The 19,121-nt window shown below is 64.7% G+C and carries 21 protein-coding genes; 13 read left to right on the top strand and 8 right to left on the bottom strand.

Annotation, left to right across the window (positions count from 1 at the left end; translation table 11 throughout):
• Nucleotides 1–73 precede the first annotated feature (73 nt).
• Entirely contained in the window at nt 74–2,314 is a 2,241-nt protein-coding gene (locus tag EKH81_RS05775; RefSeq protein ID WP_132057070.1) for a type II/IV secretion system ATPase subunit, read from the top strand.
• 57 nt (nt 2,315–2,371) lie between these two features.
• Nucleotides 2,372–2,722: a hypothetical protein gene (locus EKH81_RS05780; protein ID WP_132057072.1), complete on the top strand. Its 351-nt coding sequence runs from the start codon at nt 2,372–2,374 to the stop codon at nt 2,720–2,722.
• Nucleotides 2,723–2,748: 26 nt separating this feature from the next.
• Here EKH81_RS05780 and EKH81_RS05785 read toward each other — a convergent pair whose 3' ends face one another.
• Entirely contained in the window at nt 2,749–2,940 is a 192-nt protein-coding gene (locus EKH81_RS05785) for a hypothetical protein (protein ID WP_132057074.1), read from the bottom strand.
• Nucleotides 2,941–3,133: 193 nt separating this feature from the next.
• On the opposite strand from EKH81_RS05785, the gene EKH81_RS05790 reads away from it, so the two are divergent.
• From EKH81_RS05790 to EKH81_RS05825, 8 genes are all read left to right on the top strand, one after another.
• Nucleotides 3,134–3,496: a hypothetical protein gene (locus EKH81_RS05790; protein WP_132057075.1), complete on the top strand. Its 363-nt coding sequence runs from the start codon at nt 3,134–3,136 to the stop codon at nt 3,494–3,496.
• A 129-nt stretch (nt 3,497–3,625) separates the two neighbouring features.
• Complete coding sequence (locus tag EKH81_RS05795; RefSeq protein WP_132057077.1) at nt 3,626–5,524, top strand: type II secretion system F family protein; 1,899 nt, start codon at nt 3,626–3,628, stop codon at nt 5,522–5,524.
• Entirely contained in the window at nt 5,521–6,351 is an 831-nt protein-coding gene (locus tag EKH81_RS05800; protein ID WP_238392129.1) for a DUF7289 family protein, read from the top strand. Before EKH81_RS05795 ends, EKH81_RS05800 begins: the two co-directional genes overlap by 4 nt.
• Nucleotides 6,344–6,838: a DUF7266 family protein gene (locus EKH81_RS05805; RefSeq protein WP_132057079.1), complete on the top strand. Its 495-nt coding sequence runs from the start codon at nt 6,344–6,346 to the stop codon at nt 6,836–6,838. Before EKH81_RS05800 ends, EKH81_RS05805 begins: the two co-directional genes overlap by 8 nt.
• Nucleotides 6,835–7,512: a DUF7263 family protein gene (locus EKH81_RS05810; RefSeq protein ID WP_238392130.1), complete on the top strand. Its 678-nt coding sequence runs from the start codon at nt 6,835–6,837 to the stop codon at nt 7,510–7,512. Before EKH81_RS05805 ends, EKH81_RS05810 begins: the two co-directional genes overlap by 4 nt.
• A complete protein-coding gene (locus EKH81_RS05815) occupies nt 7,505–7,909 on the top strand; it encodes a DUF7262 family protein (RefSeq protein WP_132057081.1) in 405 nt (134 codons plus the stop codon). Before EKH81_RS05810 ends, EKH81_RS05815 begins: the two co-directional genes overlap by 8 nt.
• A gap of 68 nt (nt 7,910–7,977) precedes the next feature.
• Nucleotides 7,978–8,772 carry an alpha/beta fold hydrolase gene (locus EKH81_RS05820; protein WP_132057083.1) on the top strand — a complete coding sequence of 265 codons (795 nt, stop codon included), beginning with the start codon at nt 7,978–7,980 and terminating at the stop codon, nt 8,770–8,772.
• 224 nt (nt 8,773–8,996) lie between these two features.
• Nucleotides 8,997–9,524 (top strand): DUF7261 family protein, encoded by a 528-nt coding sequence (locus tag EKH81_RS05825; protein WP_132057085.1) that lies wholly within the window; start codon nt 8,997–8,999, stop codon nt 9,522–9,524.
• 16 nt (nt 9,525–9,540) lie between these two features.
• On the opposite strand, the gene EKH81_RS05830 is transcribed toward EKH81_RS05825, so the two are convergent.
• From EKH81_RS05830 to EKH81_RS05845, 4 genes are all read right to left on the bottom strand, one after another.
• Nucleotides 9,541–10,329: an ABC transporter permease subunit gene (locus EKH81_RS05830; protein ID WP_132057087.1), complete on the bottom strand. Its 789-nt coding sequence runs from the start codon at nt 10,327–10,329 to the stop codon at nt 9,541–9,543.
• The gene (locus tag EKH81_RS05835; RefSeq protein ID WP_132057090.1) at nt 10,326–11,240 is read right to left on the bottom strand and encodes an ABC transporter ATP-binding protein; all 915 of its coding nucleotides are present in this window, start codon (nt 11,238–11,240) and stop codon (nt 10,326–10,328) included. Before EKH81_RS05835 ends, EKH81_RS05830 begins: the two co-directional genes overlap by 4 nt.
• A gap of 90 nt (nt 11,241–11,330) precedes the next feature.
• Nucleotides 11,331–11,879, bottom strand: coding sequence for a DUF8054 family protein (locus EKH81_RS05840; protein WP_132057092.1), 549 nt, complete (start codon nt 11,877–11,879; stop codon nt 11,331–11,333).
• The gene (locus EKH81_RS05845; protein ID WP_132057094.1) at nt 11,876–12,667 is read right to left on the bottom strand and encodes a nucleotide-binding protein; all 792 of its coding nucleotides are present in this window, start codon (nt 12,665–12,667) and stop codon (nt 11,876–11,878) included. The genes EKH81_RS05840 and EKH81_RS05845 overlap by 4 nt, the downstream gene beginning before the upstream one ends.
• A 188-nt stretch (nt 12,668–12,855) precedes the next feature.
• Here EKH81_RS05845 and EKH81_RS05850 point away from each other — a divergent pair, with 188 nt between their 5' ends.
• The gene (locus EKH81_RS05850) at nt 12,856–13,629 is read left to right on the top strand and encodes a hypothetical protein (protein WP_238392131.1); all 774 of its coding nucleotides are present in this window, start codon (nt 12,856–12,858) and stop codon (nt 13,627–13,629) included.
• A 418-nt stretch (nt 13,630–14,047) separates the two neighbouring features.
• Here EKH81_RS05850 and EKH81_RS05855 read toward each other — a convergent pair whose 3' ends face one another.
• The 3 genes from EKH81_RS05855 to EKH81_RS05865 form a co-directional block, all read right to left on the bottom strand.
• The gene (locus tag EKH81_RS05855) at nt 14,048–14,590 is read right to left on the bottom strand and encodes a plastocyanin/azurin family copper-binding protein (protein ID WP_132057098.1); all 543 of its coding nucleotides are present in this window, start codon (nt 14,588–14,590) and stop codon (nt 14,048–14,050) included.
• A gap of 345 nt (nt 14,591–14,935) precedes the next feature.
• Nucleotides 14,936–16,138 (bottom strand): M24 family metallopeptidase, encoded by a 1,203-nt coding sequence (locus EKH81_RS05860; RefSeq protein ID WP_132057100.1) that lies wholly within the window; start codon nt 16,136–16,138, stop codon nt 14,936–14,938.
• A gap of 77 nt (nt 16,139–16,215) precedes the next feature.
• Nucleotides 16,216–16,551 carry a hypothetical protein gene (locus EKH81_RS05865; protein WP_162224504.1) on the bottom strand — a complete coding sequence of 112 codons (336 nt, stop codon included), beginning with the start codon at nt 16,549–16,551 and terminating at the stop codon, nt 16,216–16,218.
• Nucleotides 16,552–16,640: 89 nt separating this feature from the next.
• Between EKH81_RS05865 and EKH81_RS05870 the strand changes: the two genes are divergently transcribed.
• Complete coding sequence (locus EKH81_RS05870; protein WP_162224505.1) at nt 16,641–17,174, top strand: redoxin domain-containing protein; 534 nt, start codon at nt 16,641–16,643, stop codon at nt 17,172–17,174.
• 78 nt (nt 17,175–17,252) lie between these two features.
• Nucleotides 17,253–19,082, top strand: coding sequence for an SLC13 family permease (locus tag EKH81_RS05875; protein WP_132057102.1), 1,830 nt, complete (start codon nt 17,253–17,255; stop codon nt 19,080–19,082).
• Nucleotides 19,083–19,121: the final 39 nt, after the last annotated feature.

Below are 19,121 nucleotides of genomic sequence, written 5' to 3' on the forward strand. Positions count from 1 at the left end.
TTAAGCGTTTTGCACCCCGGCCACTTCGTTGTATTACTAAAATTTAAGTAAAATAGAATGGCGAACCAATTGTATGGCCGAGACCTCGACCGCGAGCGACACGCCGCTCGACACTTCCGACACGCCGCGCGTCCCGCCGCCACTCCCGCCCGACGACCCCGACGCGTGGTACGCCCCCCGCGTCCGCGACCAGACCGAACTCCACCCCGACGTGGTCGCCACCATCCGCGAGACCGACGACGGTTTCGACTACCTCGTCCGCGAACCGTTTCTCTCGCCCGCGGGCGACGACGCGCTCGCTCGTGTCGAAGACCACTTCTCGACCGCGAATCTCGCCCGGCCGCTCACCCGCGAGGGCGCGACCGAGCGCATGGCGGCCGGATTCGACGCGAAGTACCGGCGCATCGTGGACCGACTCACCGACCTCCCGCCCGGCGCGCGCAGGCGAGTCGAGTACTACGCGCTCCGGAATCTGCGGTGTCTCGGCGACCTCACGCCGCTCGCGCTCGACGACGGCATCGAAGTCGCCGACACCGCGAGCGAGAATCTGGTGGTCCACACCGACGACTACGCGCCCGCCGACACCGACCTTCCGGCCGACGCCGACTTTCTGGAGCGATTCGCGAGCGAACGCGTCGAGACCCACACCGTCGAATTCCGGACCTTCCGGATTCCGGTCGTGGTCTACCGCGAACACCTGCTGGCGAACGACTCGTTTACCACGAAGTACGCGGTCCAAGAACCCGACCTCCTGCCGGGCGACGAGGAACTGATTGCCGAGTGCAAGGACCGAATCTGGGAGACCAACGTTGACGGCGTAGTCGAAGACAGGGCGGGGTTCGTGCGTGAGCGCGCACGAACCTTCCTCTCGCGGCGGCTCACCGCGCGAAACACGCGGGCGTGGCTCGACGCCGCCGCCTATCGCGCCCGGACCGCGCTCGCGGAGTACGATTTGGCGGTCCCGCCGGTCAATCACCGCTTCTCGACCGACCGGCTCTCGGACCTGGTGTACTACGTAATGCGAGACTTCGTGGGCCACGGCAAACTCACGATACCGATACGCGACGACCTCCTCGAAGACATCGAGGCCAACCGAGTGGGCGAGCGCATCAAAGTAGTTCCGCGCGGGCGCGAAATCGGCCACGGCGAGCGCGTCCCGACGAACCTCGAATTCGAAGACGAGACCGAGTTCGTCAACGTCGTCACGCAGATGGCCGCCGCCGACGGCACCGAACTCAACGCTTCGAATCCGAGCGCGAAGGTGAACCTCCGACCCGAGGGCGTGCCCGACGGCACGACCATCCGGTGTGCGGTTGCGCTCGGCGTTATCAGCGAGGACGGCCCCCACATCTCGATTCGCAAGCAGGCCCCCGAAGCGATGACGCCCGTCGACCTGCTCGAATCGGGGAGCCTCTCGACCGAAATCGTGACCCTGCTCTGGCAGGCGTACGAACACCACGGCGTCGTCCTCTACTCCGGACCGACCGGGGCCGGAAAGACCACCTTGATGAATGCGCATATGCCGTTCATCCCCTACCGCGACCGACCCATCTCTATCGACGAAGGCTCGCGCGAGGTTCGGCTTCCACACGAAACGGGCGTCTCACTCACGACGCGCGACCACGAGAGCGACTACAAGCGTGTCACGATGGCCGACCTCATGACCGAGTGCAATTACCTCAACCCGGACGTGGAGGTCATCGCCGAAATAAACACGCCCGCGAGTTTCGAGACCTTCGCCGAGACGCTCAACACCGGCCACGGCGTCATCGGCACCACACACGCCGAGGACGTTGAGAAGTTGGTGAATCGGGTGGTCGAGCAGGGCTTGCCGCCGTATCTCCTCCGGGAACTCGACCTCGTGGTGTTCCCTCGGCGAGTCGAGGGCGAACGCTACGTTGGCGAGGTGGTCGAACTCCTCACCGAATCGGAGTTCGAGAGTCTCGATTCGGAGCGCGCGCGGTGCGGTACGATTCGCAAAGACGACGCGACGGTGTACTGGAACACGGTCGCGTGGCGCGATACGCACGGAGAGTTTCATCTGGCGTCCGACCGTTCGGACGCGTCCGACCACCCGAACTCGGAGCGCGGAGGCGACGGGCGCGCCCGTCGCCTCCGCTTTTTCGACCGCCTCGCCGAGCGCACCGACAGGACGGTGGCGGAGGTGGAAGCCGAGTTCCACCGGAAGCACCGGTACGTCCAGTATCTGGAGCGAGAGGGGATGGACGACTTCGAAGAACTGTTCGCGTTCCTCTCGGACTTGCAGACGAACGAGGCCGCGACGGTGGAGCGGGCGAAGCGGGAGAGTGTCTGAAATCGGGTCCGACTCCGCAAATCATATTTTCCGAACGCGAAAGAAACGACCACCGGAATGAACCAAACGTCGCCGGAGACGACGGACACGCTCTGGACCGGAGTAGTGTCAATAGTTCTCGGTCTGAGCGCAATCGCCGTCTTCCTGTTCTACACCCCTTCGGACGAATCAGTCAACGGGACCGGTATCGTGTCCGGTGCGTTCCTCGTTCTCGCGGGAGTGCTTACGATGGTCGAACCGTTCGTGAATCCGTCCGAGCGGTGGGAGGCCGTCTTCTGGATAGCCGCCGGTCTGACCGTCGCCGGAGCCGCGATACTGTTCGCCCCGCGCAGACGCATCAACGGCGTCGTACTCGGGGTTGGGGTGGCACTCGTGGGGTGTCTTCGCTACTACGGCGTGTCGAACTAATCGTCCGGTGCGGCCCTGCTGAACTTTCAGTCGTTCGTCTCACTCCCCGGAAACGTACCGGCGAGGAAAATCCACGCGAGAGCCAGCGCACCAACCACGTCGATTCGATAGTACATCTCCGGCCGGAGAGGGCCTGAAGTTGCGATTGGCATACCCACCGCGAACGCTACGAGAAGACCGAGTGCGGCCGCCACTGCGTGCTTCGAATCCTCTTTCATACGTCGGATACAGCTTCGCTTTTTGTATTAATTTCCGACGTGGTGGCTTCGAATACTCCTCTCCTGTACCGATTTCGACCTCTGCTATTCTCGGCTAGCAACGACGTTACCGACGCCCATCTCGTACCCTCCGAACGAGCTATTCTGGAGGCATTCATAAAAGAATTAAACTTTTCGAGCGCAATTCGAACGCATGCCTCTCCGTTCGAAGGTCGGGTCGATACTGGCGTTTCTCGGTAGCCTCCTTCTCGGGGGCGCGACGGCGCAATATTACGACGAACTCTGGGTCGGGATACTCGCCACGGCGCTGCTGGGCGTCGTCTCGGTCGGGTTCGTGCAGTTTCCTCGTCTCCTCGGACGAACTGTTTTCAGTGGTCGAAGCGGTTGGCAGTCCGTATTCGGTGTTCTCACAGTTCTCGTCCTGTTCACACCGCAGGAGTCAGATATCTTCGCGACCGACTACATGTATGCGAAAATGCTGTTTCTCTGGGGAGTCCTCGTCTGTGGCGTCGTCGTCGGAATCAGTATCGGGCGAGCCACCAACACGGGCGAGTGAGCGTCTCCGTTGTGGAAGACTAGCGGGCAGTGAGTATTCTGTACTCTCTCAATCACGAATATAATTCCTTTATTTTAAATATAAAAACGAACGAACTCGCGTTATGAACGCTACTCGGAGGACCGGACGGTGAACACGGCGGTTAACTCGAACTCGGTCCGCCCGCTTTCGGTCCTCGACCGCGCGCTCTACGCCATCTTCTCGCGCCACGCCGACAGCACCCGCCACGACGCCGACCGCAAGCGCTACCGCGCGACCACCGTGACCGCGAGCTTCGACGTGTACCTCTCCAGAACGTACGGCCTGTCGTGGGTCGCGTTCGCGCTCGTCGGCGTCTGGTCGTTTGCGGTTGTCGCCGCGGTTCCCGACACCACGCTCGGCGCGGTCGCGGCGTTCGTCCGCAGAGGCGTCCCCGGTCTCGAAGTCGTCGGCTTCCCGGCGGTTTCGCGGTCCGCGACGGCCGTCGTCTTGGGAGGCGCAGTCGGACTCGCCGCGAAACGCGCCACTGTCGCGCTCGGGAGTCTCTACCTCAAGTGGGCCGCGAGCGCCCGCCAGTCGAACATCGAGCGCACCCTGCCCGGCGCGGTCCGGTATCTCCACGCGCTCGCGTCGGGGAGCGACGACGGCGCGGCGATGCTCCGGAAGGTCGCCGACCGCGAGGAGGCCTACGGCGAGACCGCGGTCGCGTTCCGGAAGGCCCTCAACAAGGCGACCCTCACCGGAAGCCTCGGCGAGGGGCTTCGAATCGTCGCGCGCGATACGCCCTCGCGGGACGCGCTCGCTCCGTTCCTCGTGAAGTTCCGCGAGCACGCCGAGCAGGGACCCGACGCGCTGGCTCAGTACCTCCAGATGGAGAGCCGAATGCTGAGTCATCGCCAGTCCCGGACTCGCGAGCAGGCGGGCGACTTCCTCGAACTCATCGCGGAGATGTTCATCGTCCTGCTCGTGATGCCCGCCCTGCTGGTCATCGTGCTGACGGTGATGAGCGTCCTCGCGCCCGGACTGAGCGAACCGGTCGCGACGCCGCTCGGCACCACCTCGACTCGCGGGCTTCTGGTCTACGGGAGCGCGGTGTTCATCCTCGTCGTCGGCGCGGGCGCGGCGATGCTGGTCGAGACGCTCCGACCGCCCGACCAGTCCGGGCGCGGATACGACCGACCGCCGGGTCTCCTCGAGACGCTCGCCACGTCGCTCCACAACCCCGCGAGCGCGACGGGCGCGTTCGCGCCCGTCGCGCTCGCGTTCGGCGGACTTCTCCGGCGAGTCGGCTACGGACCGGTGGACGTGGCGCTTCTGAGCTACGTCGCGTTCGCGCTCCCGGTCGGACTGGTCGCGCTCCGGCGGGCCAACCTCGACGACGCGAAGGACCGCGAAATCAAGGACTTCGTTCACGCCGTCTCGGGCCACGTCAGCCTCGGCCGACCGTTCTCGGAAGCCGTCGAGCGGGTCGCCCGAGACGTTGACCTCGGTGCGCTGAACCCCGACGTGGCCGACCTCGCGTTCAACGCGAACCTGACCACCCGCGAGGGAGAGCTCCGGGCCGACGCGCTCTCGCGGTTCGTCGGCCGGGTCGGCACGCCGCTCGCCGACCAGACCATCGGTCTCGTGACGGGCGCGCTCGACTCGGGCGGCGACGCCGAGGCGGTCTTCGAGACGCTACAGGTCGAAATCGGGAGACTGTACCACGAGCGAAAGGCGCTCCGTTCGAACATGCTCGTCTACGTCGCGGTCGGGTGGACGACCGCCCTGCTCGTGGTCGCCATTATGGTCGCGGTCGATGGCTACGTCCTCGACAGTTTCTCGCAGTTGTCGTCGGTCTCGACCGCAGATTCGGGGATGGCGCTCGACCCCGACGCGGTCGACCCCGCCCGCGATAGACACCGCTTCTACGTCGTGACCCAAGCCACGATGCTCGCCTGCGGGTGGTTCGCGGGGTACGCGAGCAGGGGTCGCTACGAGGCGCTGCTCCACTCGGCCGCGTTGGTCGCGGTCGCCCACTTCGTGTTCGCGGGGGTGGGGATGGTATGAGCCGAGACAGTCGCTCCGACGTGCCATCGGCACGTCGGACACGAGTGTCTCGGCGACTGTGCCGGAGCGAAGCGCGACGGCGACTTTCCGACGCCCGCGCCCAGTCCAACGTCGTCGGCGTCGCGCTCCTGCTCGGAATCGTCGTCGTCTCGCTCGGGTCGCTGACCGCGGGCATCGGAACCGTGGTCGAGGAGAACGCCGCGACCGCCGACGCCAACCGCGTGGCGGCCGACTTCGACGCGGCGCTCGAACCTGTCGAGGCCACGGGTGTCCACCGCGAACAGGTGTCGTTCACCGAGGGCGAGGTCCGGACCGTCGAGCGAAATCTTCGGGTGCTGAACGACTCTGGAGTCGTCCGGACCGTCGGCGTCGATGCGCTCGTGTTCTCCGCGGGCGACCGCCGGGTCACGTTCCTCGCGGGCGCGGTCGTCCGCGGCACCGAGACGGGCGGCCAGATGCGGACCCCGCCGCCGATTACCGCGTCTCGGAGCGGTGGTGACGACGGGGAGGACGACGAGGGCGTTCTCGTCGTCGGCGCACCCAAACTGAACGGGTCGGCGTCGGTCTCGGCGACCGGCGGCGGCTCCTTTCGACTCCGGACGAACGTGACCCACGAGCGCGAGCGTCTCGGCAACGACACCTTCCGGGTCGCAATCGAAACCGCGAATCCGGACGCATGGCGACGACAGTTCGAGTCGATGAACGCGACTGTGACGACCGAGCGGTTCGACGGCGACGACGAACGGAGCGTGGTCGCTCGGTTCCCCGGCGAGCGAGTCGGCTACGTGGTCGTCCACGACATGCGACTGGGGGTGGCACATGGGTGAGCGTCGGCGGGCAGACCCGCGAACTCGCGGGGTCTCGCCGGTCGTCGGTAAGGCGCTAGAAGCGAGCATCGTCGTCCTCTACATCTCGGTCCTCGGGGCCACGCTGTACGGCGGCGTCGTCCCCGACTACCGGACCGCCGCAGGTGCCGAGGTCGGCGAGCGCGTCCTCTCCCAGTCGGCCCAGCGCGTCCAGCAGGCGGTACCCGGCGTCGCGAGAAGCGCTGCGACCCGGACCGGCGTCGAGGCCCGAACGGAGGTGTCGCTCCCCGAAACGCTCCGCGGACGGGCGTACTCGATTCGGGCCGACAATCGGACGCTCGTCCTCGACCACCCCCGAGACGACGTCGGCGGACGGGTTCGCCTCGCGCTCCCGCAGACGGTCGAATCGGTCGAGGGCGAGTGGTCGAGTCGGGACTCCGCGCTCGTCGTCGTTCGGAGCGCGCCCGAGGGCCTGACGGTCGAACTCGAATCGGGTGAGCGACGGTGAACCGCGCGCAGATGAACCTCCCCGCGCTCGCAGTCGCGCTGCTCCTCGTGACCACGGTCACGGTCGTCAGCCTCGGGATGGCCGACCGAGCGTTCGTCGCGGGGGAACGCGACGCCGACCAGCGCCGGGTCGCGGTCGCGCTCTCGGAGCGATTCGTCGGCGCGGAGTCGCCGCTGACCGCCCGCCAGAACGTCTTCGCCGCCGACAAAATCGAGGGCGTGAACGCCTCCGAACTCCGGACGCTGTTCCCGGTCGTCGGGGACCGCGACGTACGGGTTCGCCTCGGCGACCGGACGCTCGTTGACGCGGGCGACTCGACCGGCGGGACCACGATTCGACGAATCGTTTTGGTCGAGGAGCGCGAGTCGGTGACGCTCGACCCCGACCTCTCGGCGTCAGACCCCGAACTCACGCTCCCGCGCCGGTCGTCGAGCGCCGACATCGCACTGAATCCGTCCGACGGGACTACGGTTACCGCAGTCCGGGCGAACGACCGGGTCGTCCTCCGGAACGAATCGGGACTGTCGGGCGAGTTCGAAATCGACCTCTCGGGGTTCGAGACCACGACGCTCTCGTTCGAATCGGACGGCGCGCTTTCGGCCGGAAGCGTCGAAGTGACCTACTACCCCACGGAGACCCGAAAGGAGATGGTGGCGGTGACCGTCGATGAATAAGGCTCAGCTCTCGCTGTCGGTCGTGGAGGCCGGAGTCGGCGTCGTGTTGATTCTCGCGGTCGCGATGGGGTTCGCGCTCGGCGTCTCGCCGCCAGACGACCGGAGCGCCCAACTCGACCTCTACGCCGAGGACGGTGCGACCGTCCTCGCTGGTGAGTCCCCGCGCCACCGGGAAGCGACTCGACTCGCGGAGGTCGCGGCCTCGCCCGACGCCTTCGACCGCGAGCGCGACGCCCTCGAACGCCGGGTCGCGCGTATCCTCCCCGACAATCTGCTGTTCCGGGTGACGACGCCCCACGGGGCGGTCGGCTTCCGCAAGCCCGCGGGGGTCGCGGTCGGGTCGGCGACCGTGACGACCGCGAACGGCGACGTGACGATTTGGGTGTGGTATGCGTGAGGACGTGATCTCGATACGCTGCTCTGCCCATCCGTTGGATTTATTTTGATTCTTGATAGCGATGTGGTATGAAATCTCCCGATGGGTGGACTTCAGACACCGTCCACACAGATGGAATCGAGTTGCAGTATTACCGAACGGGCTACGGGCCACCGTTGGTTTTGGCCCACGGATTCTACAACGATTCACGGTGCTGGACACAGTTGGCGACGGACCTCGCCGATGAGTATGAGATTGTGTTGTACGACGCTCGCGGACATGGCCAATCTGATGGTCCCGAGACGGGTTACGCAATCGAGAACCGAGTTTCCGACCTTGTGGACTTGGTGACCGCACTCGACCTCACAGATCCGATTTTACTCGGACACTCGATGGGCGGTTCAACCGTGGCTTGGGCCGCCGCCACCTATCCGGATCTCCCGCGTGCGGTCGTCCTCGAGGATCCTGCTGGAATGTACGGTGACCCGGAGATGGGCCCTGACGAGCGAGCGACCACAGTCCGTGAACAGGTACGTGATTGGGAGGATCAGTCGGTCACGGACATCGCGACCGATTACACCGACCGCGAACCGAAGTTAGCTCGTCGCTTGGCGGTTGCAGATTCCGAGTGTAGTCCCCATATCGCCGAGATAGCTCGAGAAGGATATCCCGACTTGGCGGAGGCATTTCCGCAGATCACGTGTCCGGCACTGGTGTTGAAAGCCGACGCTGACCCGGAACAGCGGGCCGTGGATTTAGATATTGCAGCGGATCTACACGATGGGCGGCTCGTTCACATTCCTCAGTCAGGTCACTGCGTATTCTACGACCGGTACGGTGCGGCATACGCAGAGTTACGCACATTTTTCCATCGCATATCTTAACTCTCCGGAAACTCACATACTCGTTCCATCTACTCAATAAATTATTGAAACTAAGAGAAATTATATATGTGATAGGGGATGAACTGTACCTGCCCAAATCAAAAATGACGTGGACCGGCCGATAGCGCATCAAGAACCGGCGTCACCCTCCCATATCGTGATTGGCTATTCATAGCTATTTGCAATTATTGAATCGACTACTCCAACGAGACAAACAGTCCCACATGAAACAAGGAACCGACCGCGCCCAGTTAGTCCTCGTCGCGGCCGCGCTCGTCGCGGTCGCGCTCGCACCGGTCGTGATGGCGTACGTCCAGTTGGGCTACCACGCCGACGTGACTGCGAGCGAGGGGTTCGACGCGCCAGCGGAGAACGCCGACCGATTGCTCACGCGCGCGGTCCACGATTCGACCGCCGACGTGCCCACTAACTTCGCGTGGGACGACCGTGAGGCCGCGACTGAGGAGGTGCGTTCGGAGTTGGAGCCTCGACTCGACGCGCTCCGGTCGTCGCGCGTCGAGTCGGGAACCGTGTATCGGGTGGAGTACAATCGGTCGGCCGCGGAGGCGTGGCGGGACTCGAACTGTCCGGACGGCCCGGACCGACAGTTCGGGCCGTGCGAGTCCGCTGAAGGCGTGGTCGTCCAAGAGCGCGCGGGCGAGACCCACGTCCTCGCGGTCGCGTTCGACGTGCGGGTGACCGGCGAAGCGCAATCGGTGGCGTGGACGGCGGTCGTTCGGCCGGTCGAGTGACTGTCGAAAACCCCGCCTACAGGTCGCTTCGTTCGAATCGCTCCATCCCCGCGACGAGCGGCACGGCGAGCCACAGTACGAGCACCAGCACGCCGAACCACGCGGTCGTGTAGAACGCGTCGCCGGGGAGCGGCGTCCCCGAGACGAGTTCGCGGCCCGCCACCTGGAACGCGGTAATCGGATTCAGTTGATTGAACACCAGTGCCCACTCGGGCGTCGGTCCCTGCGGCGGCGAGAAGCCGTTGAGGACGTACCGCACCAGCCCCGGAAGCTGGCCCCACAGACCGAGAAACAGCAGGTACGTCCCGAACGCACCGACCGCGGCCCTGTTGGTGGTGCGGACGCTCGCGGAGAGTCCGACCGCGAAGCTCACTATCGACGCCCCGAGGAGCACGCCGAGCGCCCACGCAACTGCGAGCGGGCCAATTTCGGGGACTCCCCCGCCGACGAGCGAGACGAGCGCGGCCGCGACGAACCCGGCGGTCACGAGCAGCGCCATCACGACCGCGCGACCGATTGCGGTTCCGACGACGACCTCCCGGCGGGTGTGGGGGTACGACAGCACCACGCGCAGGCCGCCGTTCTGTCGGCTCTGAGCCACCGACTGGTAGCCGACCGCGAGCGCGACCAGCGGGACGAAGAACGCGACGAGACCGACGAGCGCTCCGGCGAGCGCCCCCGACTGAGACGAGGTGAGGTAGCCCGCCACCCCGAACAGCACGACGAACACCCCGAGGTGGACCCACAGCGATCGCGAGCGGTACGGGTCGCGGGCGTTTCGCTCGGCGACGATGCGCCAGCTCATGCTCGTTCCTCCGTGTAGGCCGCGAACAGGTCGTCGAGTGACGCGTCGCTCGTCTCGATGTCGAGGACGGTCGCGCCGTCGCCCCGGAGCGCGTCCACGACCTCGACCTTTCGGTGGTCGGGACACGAAAGCGACACGGTGGTTCCGTCGCCGTCGAGCGAGACGTTCGACACGCCGCCGAGGTTCCGGACCTCGGCGAGAACGCCCTCGGGCGACCCGTCGAGCGTGACGGTCATGGTCGCTTTCGACCCGACCGCGTCCTGTAGCTCGTCGATGGTATCGACCGCGACGAGGTTGCCGTCGGCGAGGATGCCGACGCGGTCACAGACCGCCTCGACCTGCCCGAGGATGTGCGACGAGAAGAAGACGGTCGCGCCGCGGTCGGCCTCCTCGCGCACGATTTCGCGCATCCGACGCGCCCCGTTCGGGTCGAGTCCGGTCGAGGGTTCGTCCAGAATCAGGAGGTCGGGGTCGCCCGCGAGCGCCATTCCCAACAGGAGTCGCTGGGCCATCCCCTTCGAGAAGCCGCCGACCCGCCGGTCGAGCACGTCGCCGAGACCCACGCGGTCGAGAAGCGCCGCCGGGTCGTCGTCGGCGTCCTTCGAGTCGATGGCGAATTCGAGATGGTGGCGCGCGGTGAGGTGGCCGTCGAGGTGATAGCCGTCGGGAAGCACCCCGATTCGACGCCGGATTCGCTTGGCCTCCGATTGGGCGTCGAGACCGAACACGCTGGCGCTCCCGCTGGTCGGCCTGAGGAAGTCGAGCACGATGTCGATAGTTGTCGATTTGCCTGCGCCGTTCGGGCCGAGGAAGCCGAACACCTCGCCCGACTCGACGGTGAGGTCGACTCCGCGGAGTGCGACCACGTCGCCGAACCGCTTGTGGAGGGACCGTAGTTCGAGGGCGGTCATACACCCCGACGTACTGACACCTGCACAAAAGCTCTTGTCATCGGGTCGTCGGGAACGGGGTTTAGTGGTCTTGGAATGGAGCGTGTCGGGCTATTCCAGTTCGCTATCTAACCCCCACTGCTCGGCCCGCGTTCTCGCCTCCTCGCGGGCGCGGTTCCGAATCGCGTCGATTTTCTCGTCGTCGTCCAAAAACGCCTCGACGGCGTCCATCGACTCGCCGCCGGTCTCGTCGCGGCGGCCCCGTTCCGACGGGGCCGCCGCGCGGGTTCGCTCCGCGAGGTCGGGGTCGCCCGCGAGTCGGTCGGCCGCGGTTCCGGGCGCGACTCGGAGGTCCGACTCGCCCCGAACCGCCTCGCGGTCGTCGGCCGGGAGTTCGCGGAGTTCGACGCTGTACGGTCCCGGAACCGCGAGGTCGGCGAGCGCGTTCGCACCGCCGCGACCCGTGCCGGTGTGGTACGCACACACCGGCACCCCGTCGTCGAAGGTGACGACGCCCTCGCTGTCGGCGTCGAGTAAGAGCGCGTCCTGCGGTTCGAACACGGCGTAGCCCGTGAGTTCGCGGTCGAGCGCGGTCGAGAGCGCCGCGGCCGGGTCGCCGACGACCCGCGACCGGACGAGCGTGCCCCGCGGCAGATTCATGGCGACTCGGGCACGACCGCGCTCCGGAAGCGGTCTGCCACGTCGTCCGATTCGCCCGCTCGCACGTCGAGGTCCGCGGCCGCCGTGCGGTAGGCGCGGGCGGCAGCGCTCTCGGGTGCGTGTGCGAGCAGGGGTTCGCCCGCGCGCCGGGCCGACCGGGCGGCGTCGGCGTCGGGAACGGTCGCCAGCGTCGGCCCGTCGAAGTAACGCTCGGCCTTCTCGGCCACGCTCTCGGCGGCGTCGGGGTCGTGAACCTTGTTGAACACCACGCCCGCGGTGTCGGTGCCGTAGGAGTGGGCGTACTCTTGGACTTTGAGACCGTCGCTGAGCGCCGGAATCGTGGGCTGGACCACGACCACCGCGCGGTCGGCGAGGACGATTGGAAGCACCGCGCTTTTCGACCCGAGCGCGGCGGGCGAGTCGAGAAGGAGCACGTCGGCGTCCGCGGCGAGTTCGGCGACCACCTCGCGGAGTCGGTCGGGGTCGGCGGCCTCGAAGGCGTCGAGGCTGGTGCCACAGGGGACGATACGCATCCCGAACCGGTCGTAAACGGCGTCCTCGACCGTCACGTCGTCTCGACCGTCCTCGTTTCCGTCCGCTACGAGTAGGTCGTGGAGGGTCGCGTCGGCGTCGGTCAGGCCGGTGTGAAAGAGAAGATTTGCCATCCCGGTGTCGGCGTCCACGATGGTCACGTCGTACTCGTCGGCGAGCGCCATCCCGAGCGCGACCGTGGTGGTGGTCTTGCCGGTGCCGCCCTTTCCGCTCGCGACCGCGAACGCCTCGACCATCAACTCTGTCTTCTCCCTAATTGATTAAAAACATATCTATAAAATAACTTATAAAAATTATTCATAATATATTATTGATATTTCATTAAATGTATTTATAAAATAATTTATAAATTTATCTAATAGACTTATTTATATATGGTTCATACTTAGTAGAAAATGGAATGCAACAAAGACGAGAGTTCTTGATGTCCGCAGGAGCGGCAGCAGCCGCACTTGGCACCGTTGGTTCAGTTAACGCGAAAGACAAAGCAGAGAGTCTTCCTCTGGAGGCAATTAATAACAAGTTCCACAACGCCGTTAAAGACGACGGCGCTGCAGGTGCTAAAGACGGTTTCGAAGGTTTTGGACTGAACCCCATCGTCCAAAAAAGTCAAGATTTCAAAGTGAACGAAATCCCCGACGACGATTCAGACGTTACTCCCCAGTACTCGTACAAGGACCCAAAGGAATCTAACTCTGAACTTATTACTTCGCTCAGTACTTACGATGGTGACGTGGTACTTGGCGTCAGTATGATACTCCGGGGTTGTGCCACCACTTTCAGGAATTCCTGGTTCGTCGATGACGCCATTGGAATTGGATTCAACGATAGCGATTGGGCCGATGTTGGCGAACCCGCAGTAACTGCGTCTACAGATCATACCGCCCGATTTACTCAGTCTGACGTTGCTTCGAATGCGCTCGCTGGGACTGTTGATATCGTTAATCAAGATGGCGGTGTTGCTACCTGTGATGCAATCCCTAAGGCAACGGTCAGTTTGACCGGGCAATTCAGATTGCGGGACGGAGGTGAACCGACGACACTCTGGGGTTCGTACTCGCATACTTTCGGCTACGAACCTACAGGAACTATACAGAGTATTGAGGGAGGAAGAGGTGGTATCTCGTTGAATCTTAAACTTGGGGCTTCTACGTACTGGAGTATTGCTGACCCATCGGATCCCGAGGATGTTCTCTGACAACGAGGCGGACCAGTACAGATAGAAAATCGTATATCGCACACCACTCTTTCAGTATACATGGATACAGAAACAGAGATGTATTATGTACATCTTCGTTCAATACGTTCTTCTATCGCTGCCTTGGCACTCGCTATTTTATCGGTTCCGCTTATTATGAGAAACGAGTTTGGATTCCCAATTCTCCTTCTCACACTAAGTATCGTACTATTCTCCTTCCTCCAAACCCTACTCAAAATATAAGTGGTAAATTATATAATATGATGGTTAAGTAACTCTATTACTTATAAATTATACTATACTCTGATGATTGTTTAAGCGGACCGTTGATAATTAACCGCTTGCCATTCTCGACTGTGACGAACAAAATCCGATATTTTCTCTCCGCTATCCTTCATCGCGTTCAACAACAAATTTGCTATTCTAACCCTGATCGGACCTTCGCGTTCAGCGTTTCGAGCGTGTCGGTCGTCGCGCTCGAAAAGTCGTCACCGGGCGGTTCCAAGCCGGGTTGGTCGGCGGGAGCGGGGTCGCCGACTACGAGCGTCCCGACCATCGCGAGCGGTTCGTGGGGCGTGCAGTAGTAGTCGTAGACGCCAGGCACGTCGAACGTGCGCTCGAACGTGCCGCCAACTTCTCTGATGACGCCGCTGTCCCACGAGTCGGCGTCGTCGGGAATCCGGCGGTCGCGGTCGTTGTCGGGGTGGTAGGCGGTCGCGGAGTGGTTGCCCGAATCGTTGGTCCACGTCACCGTGCCGCCGACTTCGAGGTGGGCGATTTCGGGGTCGAAGACGTTCCGGCCGCCCATCCCGATTTCGAGGCTGGACTCGGCCGCCGGGAGCGAGTAGTCGTCGGTCGGTTCGGAGTCGTTGCCCGAGAGGCTCGCGGCGCACCCGGCGAGGCCGGTCGCGGCGGCGACGACAGTCGTGGCGAGGAATCGCCGACGTGTCGAGTCGGTCATGGTCGAGACGTTCGGACTCTACCGTGACCTTCTTTTTGTTCTCTATCTCGGTTGGTTGATTTCGCGAGCGGTTTCTGTATCGCGGTTATAGATTGATGAGCGATTCGGCCGGGCTTCCGAGGGAACGTCGCGAGATGCAATGCGACAGTTGCGCTAAAGTGCAGTGGGACAGCATCGTCGTACAGGACGCCAGCTGAGATGATTAGCTACCCCTTGAGCCAATCAAGACCGCACCTCATACCTCCCCAGCCTCTTGCGGTCCTCACTTCGTTGCGGTCCTCATCCCTCGCGCGCGTTGCTCGCGCGCGCCGGGAACAAAAATCGAGATTTTGAAACGACGACAGATTACTCCACGTCGATGATATTCGACTCCAAATCTCGCGGGAAGTAGGTCAGCCACTCGACGCCGTCTTCGGTGATTGCGATGGTGTCCGAGTGGCGATAGCCGTACTCGTCGGTGTAGATGCCGGGTTCGATGGTGTAGACGTGGCCGACTTCCATCTCGGCGTCCGCGGGGTCCCGGCCCTCCTGCTCCTCGCAGTGGACGGTCCACCCGCGGTCGATGTACGGCGGTTCGTGGCCGCCGAGTCCGATGTTGTGGCCGACGTGGTGCTGTGCGAGGTCTGACACGCCCTGTTCCTCGAAGTAGTCGCTGACCTGCTCGTCCACGTCGGAGATGGAGACGCCCGGCCCGAGCGCGTCGATAGCGATGGTCTGGGCCTCCAGCATGAGCTCGAAGTAGTGGGCCTGCTCGTCGGTGGGGTCGCCCAGAAACATCGTGCGTTCGAGTTCGGAGTGGTAGCCGTCCACGTTTGCGCTCGCACCCGTGACCAGCACGTCGCCCTCCTGCAGGCGACGGTTCGCGGTGTGGCCGTGCGGAAGGGCGGTCTGCTCGCCCGTGATGTAGCCTGCCATCGCGGGACCGTCTGCGCGCGTACGCGGGACGTACTCATCGCCGAGCGTATCGAGCATGGCGCGCGAAGCCTCCATCGACGCGCGCTGGCTAACGGTCGCGGGGTGTGCGCCGACCTCGGTGTAATCCGCGAGGTAGCGGTGGGCGAGGTTGCCCCATCTTGCCGATTCGCGAATCAGGTCGATTTCGGCGTCGGACTTCGCCCACCGCATCCGGTCCACCCAACTCTGGGTCTCGACCTCGACGAACTCCGAGAGCTTCGGTCCCTCGTAGCCCATCACGCCCGGCGCGCCGTCGGCGTCCGTGGCGACCGAGTCCGCGCCGAGACCCGACAGCATCTCGGCCGCTACCTCGATCGGCGCGCCGCCGGGGTAGTCGAAGTAGTGGTGGACCGCGTCGATTCGGGGGTTGGTCTCGACGCGCTCGACTTCCAATCGCGGGACGGTAATCTCCACGCGGTCGGCGGCGACCGCGAGGACCACCGGGCGCTCGGTCTGGATGTGGCCGAACCCGGTCAGGTACTCGATGCTGGTCGCGCCGAACCAGACGCCAGCGTCGGCTCCGGTGTCGGCGATTCGCTTTCGGACGGCTTCGAGACGGTCCGCGAACTCGGACTCGGGTACGCGCGTTTGCATACGAGACACCACGCAATCAGCTCGGTTAAACGTTGACGTGACAGCAACCGACACTGTTCGCGCAAGTGTCCGAGGCCTCAGGTCAGATTCAGTCCGACCCGGACCAATACCGCGTACACCGCGATACCGACCCGAAAGAATAGGCCGAACGCGACCGCGAACGCGGCCGCGAGTCCGAGCACCGTCGCGGCCGCACCGACCGCGCTCGGTCCGGCCCGCGAAACCTCCACCGCGACGGTCGCCAGCGCCAACAGCGCGGCGACCCCGCCCGCGACGTACGCGCCGAGCGAGAGACCGACGCCGAGACGCGGGTCGAGGAAGTCGGCGGTCGCCGAGAGGTCGCGCGCGAGACCGCCGTAGAACCCGACCAGCGCCACGACGACCAGCGAATCGGCGAGGAGTGGCGACACCATGGAGACGGCCTACCGAGTCGAATCGCATAAATCAGTCGGAGTCGGCGTCTGACGTAGCTTTAAGCGACCGCCCGAAGATAGCTCGAACGATGGACGATTCGGCCGCTCCCGACGTCGGTTCGAAAGCCCCGGCGTTCACCGCGCGGTTGGCGGCCCCCGACGGAACGGTCTCGGAGGTGTCGCTGTCGTCGCTGTGCGAGGAGAGCGTGGTCCTACTGGTGTTTCAGCCGACCGACTTCGAGCTGGAGACGTTCGCCGAGCGCGCGGCGCTCGGCGAGTACGATTGGTTCAGCGCCGACGACCGCGTTCGCGTCGTCGGCGTCAACCGCGCTCGACCCACCACCAACCGGGAGTTCATCGACTACCTCGACGTGACCTACCCGTTCTGTTCGGACCGGGACCTCTCGATAGCGAAGGCCTACGGCGTGACCTACCGGGCGTTCGGGGTCGCGCCGCGAGCGCGCCGGGCGTGCTTCTTCGTGGACCACGACGGCGTCGTTCGGTATCGGTGGGTCGGCGACCGGGAGAGTCGCGGTCGGAGTCGCCCCCAAGCGTGGGACCTCTACGACGCGGTTCTGGACGTGTTGGGCAAACGCGACCCCGAGACGTTCGGACTGGCGTAAATCGTCGGAGTTCGCCGAACTACCGCAGTCCGCACGGCCACCGCAAGGCTGACGTGACCCTTCTTCGATATTCGGACGATGCCAGCCGAAGGCGCGGCGTTGACGCTCGACATCGCGGTCGTGTTCGGACTCGTAGCCGTCGCCGTCGCGCTGTTCGTCACCGAAGCGATTCCGACCGACACCACCGCAATCGCGGTCGTGGTCTCGCTCGTCGTGTTCGGCGAGTTCACGCACGTCTCGGCCGAGCAGGCCATCTCGGGCTTCTCGAACCCCGCGACCATCACCATCGTCGGGATGTACATCCTGAGCGCCGGGGTCGAGCGAACCGGAATCGTCGGCCGACTCGAACACCTCGTCGCCCGATTCACGGACGGCGACCGCGACCGACTCCTCGCCGCGACGGTCGGCCTGACGGGGCCGCTCGCGGGGTTCATCAACAACACGCCGGTCGTGGCGCTGTTCATCCCGATGGTGACTGACCTCGCCGACCGAAGCCACACCTCTCCGTCGAAGCTCCTGATTCCGCTGTCGTACGCCGCGATGCTCGGCGGGACCCTCACCCTCGTCGGCACCGCGACGAACGTGCTGGCGAGTTCGGTCGCCGCGGACCTCGGCGTGCCCGGAACGCCGTTCTCGATGTTCCAGTTCACGCCGCTCGGAATCCTGGTGCTGGCGGTCGGGTCGGCGTACCTCCTCACGGTCGGACAGTGGCTCCTCCCGTCTCGGATTCCGCCTCACGACCTGACCGAGGAGTTCGGCCTCCGGGGGCGACTCGCCAGAGTGTACGTCCCACCGGGGTCGCCGCTGGTCGGCCAGCCGATTTCGGACGCCCGGACGAACGGCCTCAAAGTCCTCCAGATAATTCGCGGCGACGAGGCGTTCGTCGCCACTCGGACCGACCGACAAATCGAGGGCGGCGACGTGCTGACCGTCCGGGGCGAGGACGAGTCGGTCCGGGCGTTCGTCGAGCGCGCCGACCTCAGACGACTCCCGCGCGCGGAAGTGACGGAAGCCGAACTCGCGCTCGGTGAGGGTCGGGGGACGCTCGCGGAGGTGGTCGTCGCCGCCGGGTCGGACCTCGACGGGCGGGCGGTCGGCGAGACGAAACTCGGCGAGCGATACGACGCGACCGTTCTCGCGGTCCGGCGCGGCGACGAACTGTTCGTAGAACACGTCGCCGACGTGGTGCTGACCGAGGGCGACGGCCTCCTGCTCCACGCCACGCAGGTCGGTCTCGACCACCTCGAAGAGACGGGCGACCTCGTCGTGACCGAGACCGTGGGCGACGGCGCGCGCGCCGAACCCGACCCAATCGACCGCCGGGAAGCCGGTCTCGCGGTCGGCATCGTCGCGGGCGTGGTCGCGGTCGCGGCGGCGGGCCTCCTCCCCATCTCCATCGCGGCGCTCGGGGGCGTCGTGGCGATGGTCGTGACCGACGTGATTCGACCCGCTGACGCCTACGACGCCGTCAACTGGGAGGTCATCTTCCTGCTCGCGGGCGTCATCCCGCTCGGACTCGCGATGCAGGAGACCGGGGCCGCGGCGTTCGTCGCGGGCTACGTGACCGCCGCCGCGGGTGTGCTTCCGGTTCTGGCGACTCTCGCGCTGTTCTACCTCCTGACCGGCCTGCTGGCGAACGTCATCACGCCGGTCGCGAGCGTGGTCCTCCTGCTCCCCATCGCGGTCGATACCGCGGGCGAAATCGGCGCGAGCGCCTTTGCGTTCGTCCTCGCGGTCACGTTCGCGGCCTCGACCGCGTTCATGACGCCGATGGGCTACCAGACGAATCTGATGGTGTACAGCCCCGGCGGCTACAAATTCACCGACTACATCAAGGTCGGCGCGCCCCTCCAACTCCTGTTGGCGGTCGTCACGACGCTCGGCATCGCGGCTATCTGGAGCGTTTGAGCCGCGTCTTCTCGGACTCCCTAGAGATAAGTGACCACT

Source organism: Halorussus amylolyticus, assembly GCF_004143485.2.
Lineage (GTDB): Archaea > Halobacteriota > Halobacteria > Halobacteriales > Haladaptataceae > Halorussus > Halorussus amylolyticus.

Excerpts from the sequence above, each read along its gene's own strand:
- EKH81_RS05775 (WP_132057070.1), top strand. The coding sequence starts at position 74 with ATGGCCGAGACCTCGACCGCGAGCGACACGCCGCTCGACACTTCCGAC.
- EKH81_RS05780 (WP_132057072.1), top strand. The coding sequence starts at position 2,372 with ATGAACCAAACGTCGCCGGAGACGACGGACACGCTCTGGACCGGAGTA.
- EKH81_RS05785 (WP_132057074.1), bottom strand. The coding sequence starts at position 2,940 with ATGAAAGAGGATTCGAAGCACGCAGTGGCGGCCGCACTCGGTCTTCTC.
- EKH81_RS05790 (WP_132057075.1), top strand. The coding sequence starts at position 3,134 with ATGCCTCTCCGTTCGAAGGTCGGGTCGATACTGGCGTTTCTCGGTAGC.
- EKH81_RS05800 (WP_238392129.1), top strand. The coding sequence starts at position 5,521 with ATGAGCCGAGACAGTCGCTCCGACGTGCCATCGGCACGTCGGACACGA.
- EKH81_RS05805 (WP_132057079.1), top strand. The coding sequence starts at position 6,344 with ATGGGTGAGCGTCGGCGGGCAGACCCGCGAACTCGCGGGGTCTCGCCG.
- EKH81_RS05815 (WP_132057081.1), top strand. The coding sequence starts at position 7,505 with ATGAATAAGGCTCAGCTCTCGCTGTCGGTCGTGGAGGCCGGAGTCGGC.
- EKH81_RS05820 (WP_132057083.1), top strand. The coding sequence starts at position 7,978 with ATGAAATCTCCCGATGGGTGGACTTCAGACACCGTCCACACAGATGGA.
- EKH81_RS05825 (WP_132057085.1), top strand. The coding sequence starts at position 8,997 with ATGAAACAAGGAACCGACCGCGCCCAGTTAGTCCTCGTCGCGGCCGCG.
- EKH81_RS05830 (WP_132057087.1), bottom strand. The coding sequence starts at position 10,329 with ATGAGCTGGCGCATCGTCGCCGAGCGAAACGCCCGCGACCCGTACCGC.
- EKH81_RS05835 (WP_132057090.1), bottom strand. The coding sequence starts at position 11,240 with ATGACCGCCCTCGAACTACGGTCCCTCCACAAGCGGTTCGGCGACGTG.
- EKH81_RS05840 (WP_132057092.1), bottom strand. The coding sequence starts at position 11,879 with ATGAATCTGCCGCGGGGCACGCTCGTCCGGTCGCGGGTCGTCGGCGAC.
- EKH81_RS05845 (WP_132057094.1), bottom strand. The coding sequence starts at position 12,667 with ATGGTCGAGGCGTTCGCGGTCGCGAGCGGAAAGGGCGGCACCGGCAAG.
- EKH81_RS05850 (WP_238392131.1), top strand. The coding sequence starts at position 12,856 with ATGTCCGCAGGAGCGGCAGCAGCCGCACTTGGCACCGTTGGTTCAGTT.
- EKH81_RS05855 (WP_132057098.1), bottom strand. The coding sequence starts at position 14,590 with ATGACCGACTCGACACGTCGGCGATTCCTCGCCACGACTGTCGTCGCC.
- EKH81_RS05860 (WP_132057100.1), bottom strand. The coding sequence starts at position 16,138 with ATGCAAACGCGCGTACCCGAGTCCGAGTTCGCGGACCGTCTCGAAGCC.
- EKH81_RS05865 (WP_162224504.1), bottom strand. The coding sequence starts at position 16,551 with ATGGTGTCGCCACTCCTCGCCGATTCGCTGGTCGTCGTGGCGCTGGTC.
- EKH81_RS05870 (WP_162224505.1), top strand. The coding sequence starts at position 16,641 with ATGGACGATTCGGCCGCTCCCGACGTCGGTTCGAAAGCCCCGGCGTTC.
- EKH81_RS05875 (WP_132057102.1), top strand. The coding sequence starts at position 17,253 with ATGCCAGCCGAAGGCGCGGCGTTGACGCTCGACATCGCGGTCGTGTTC.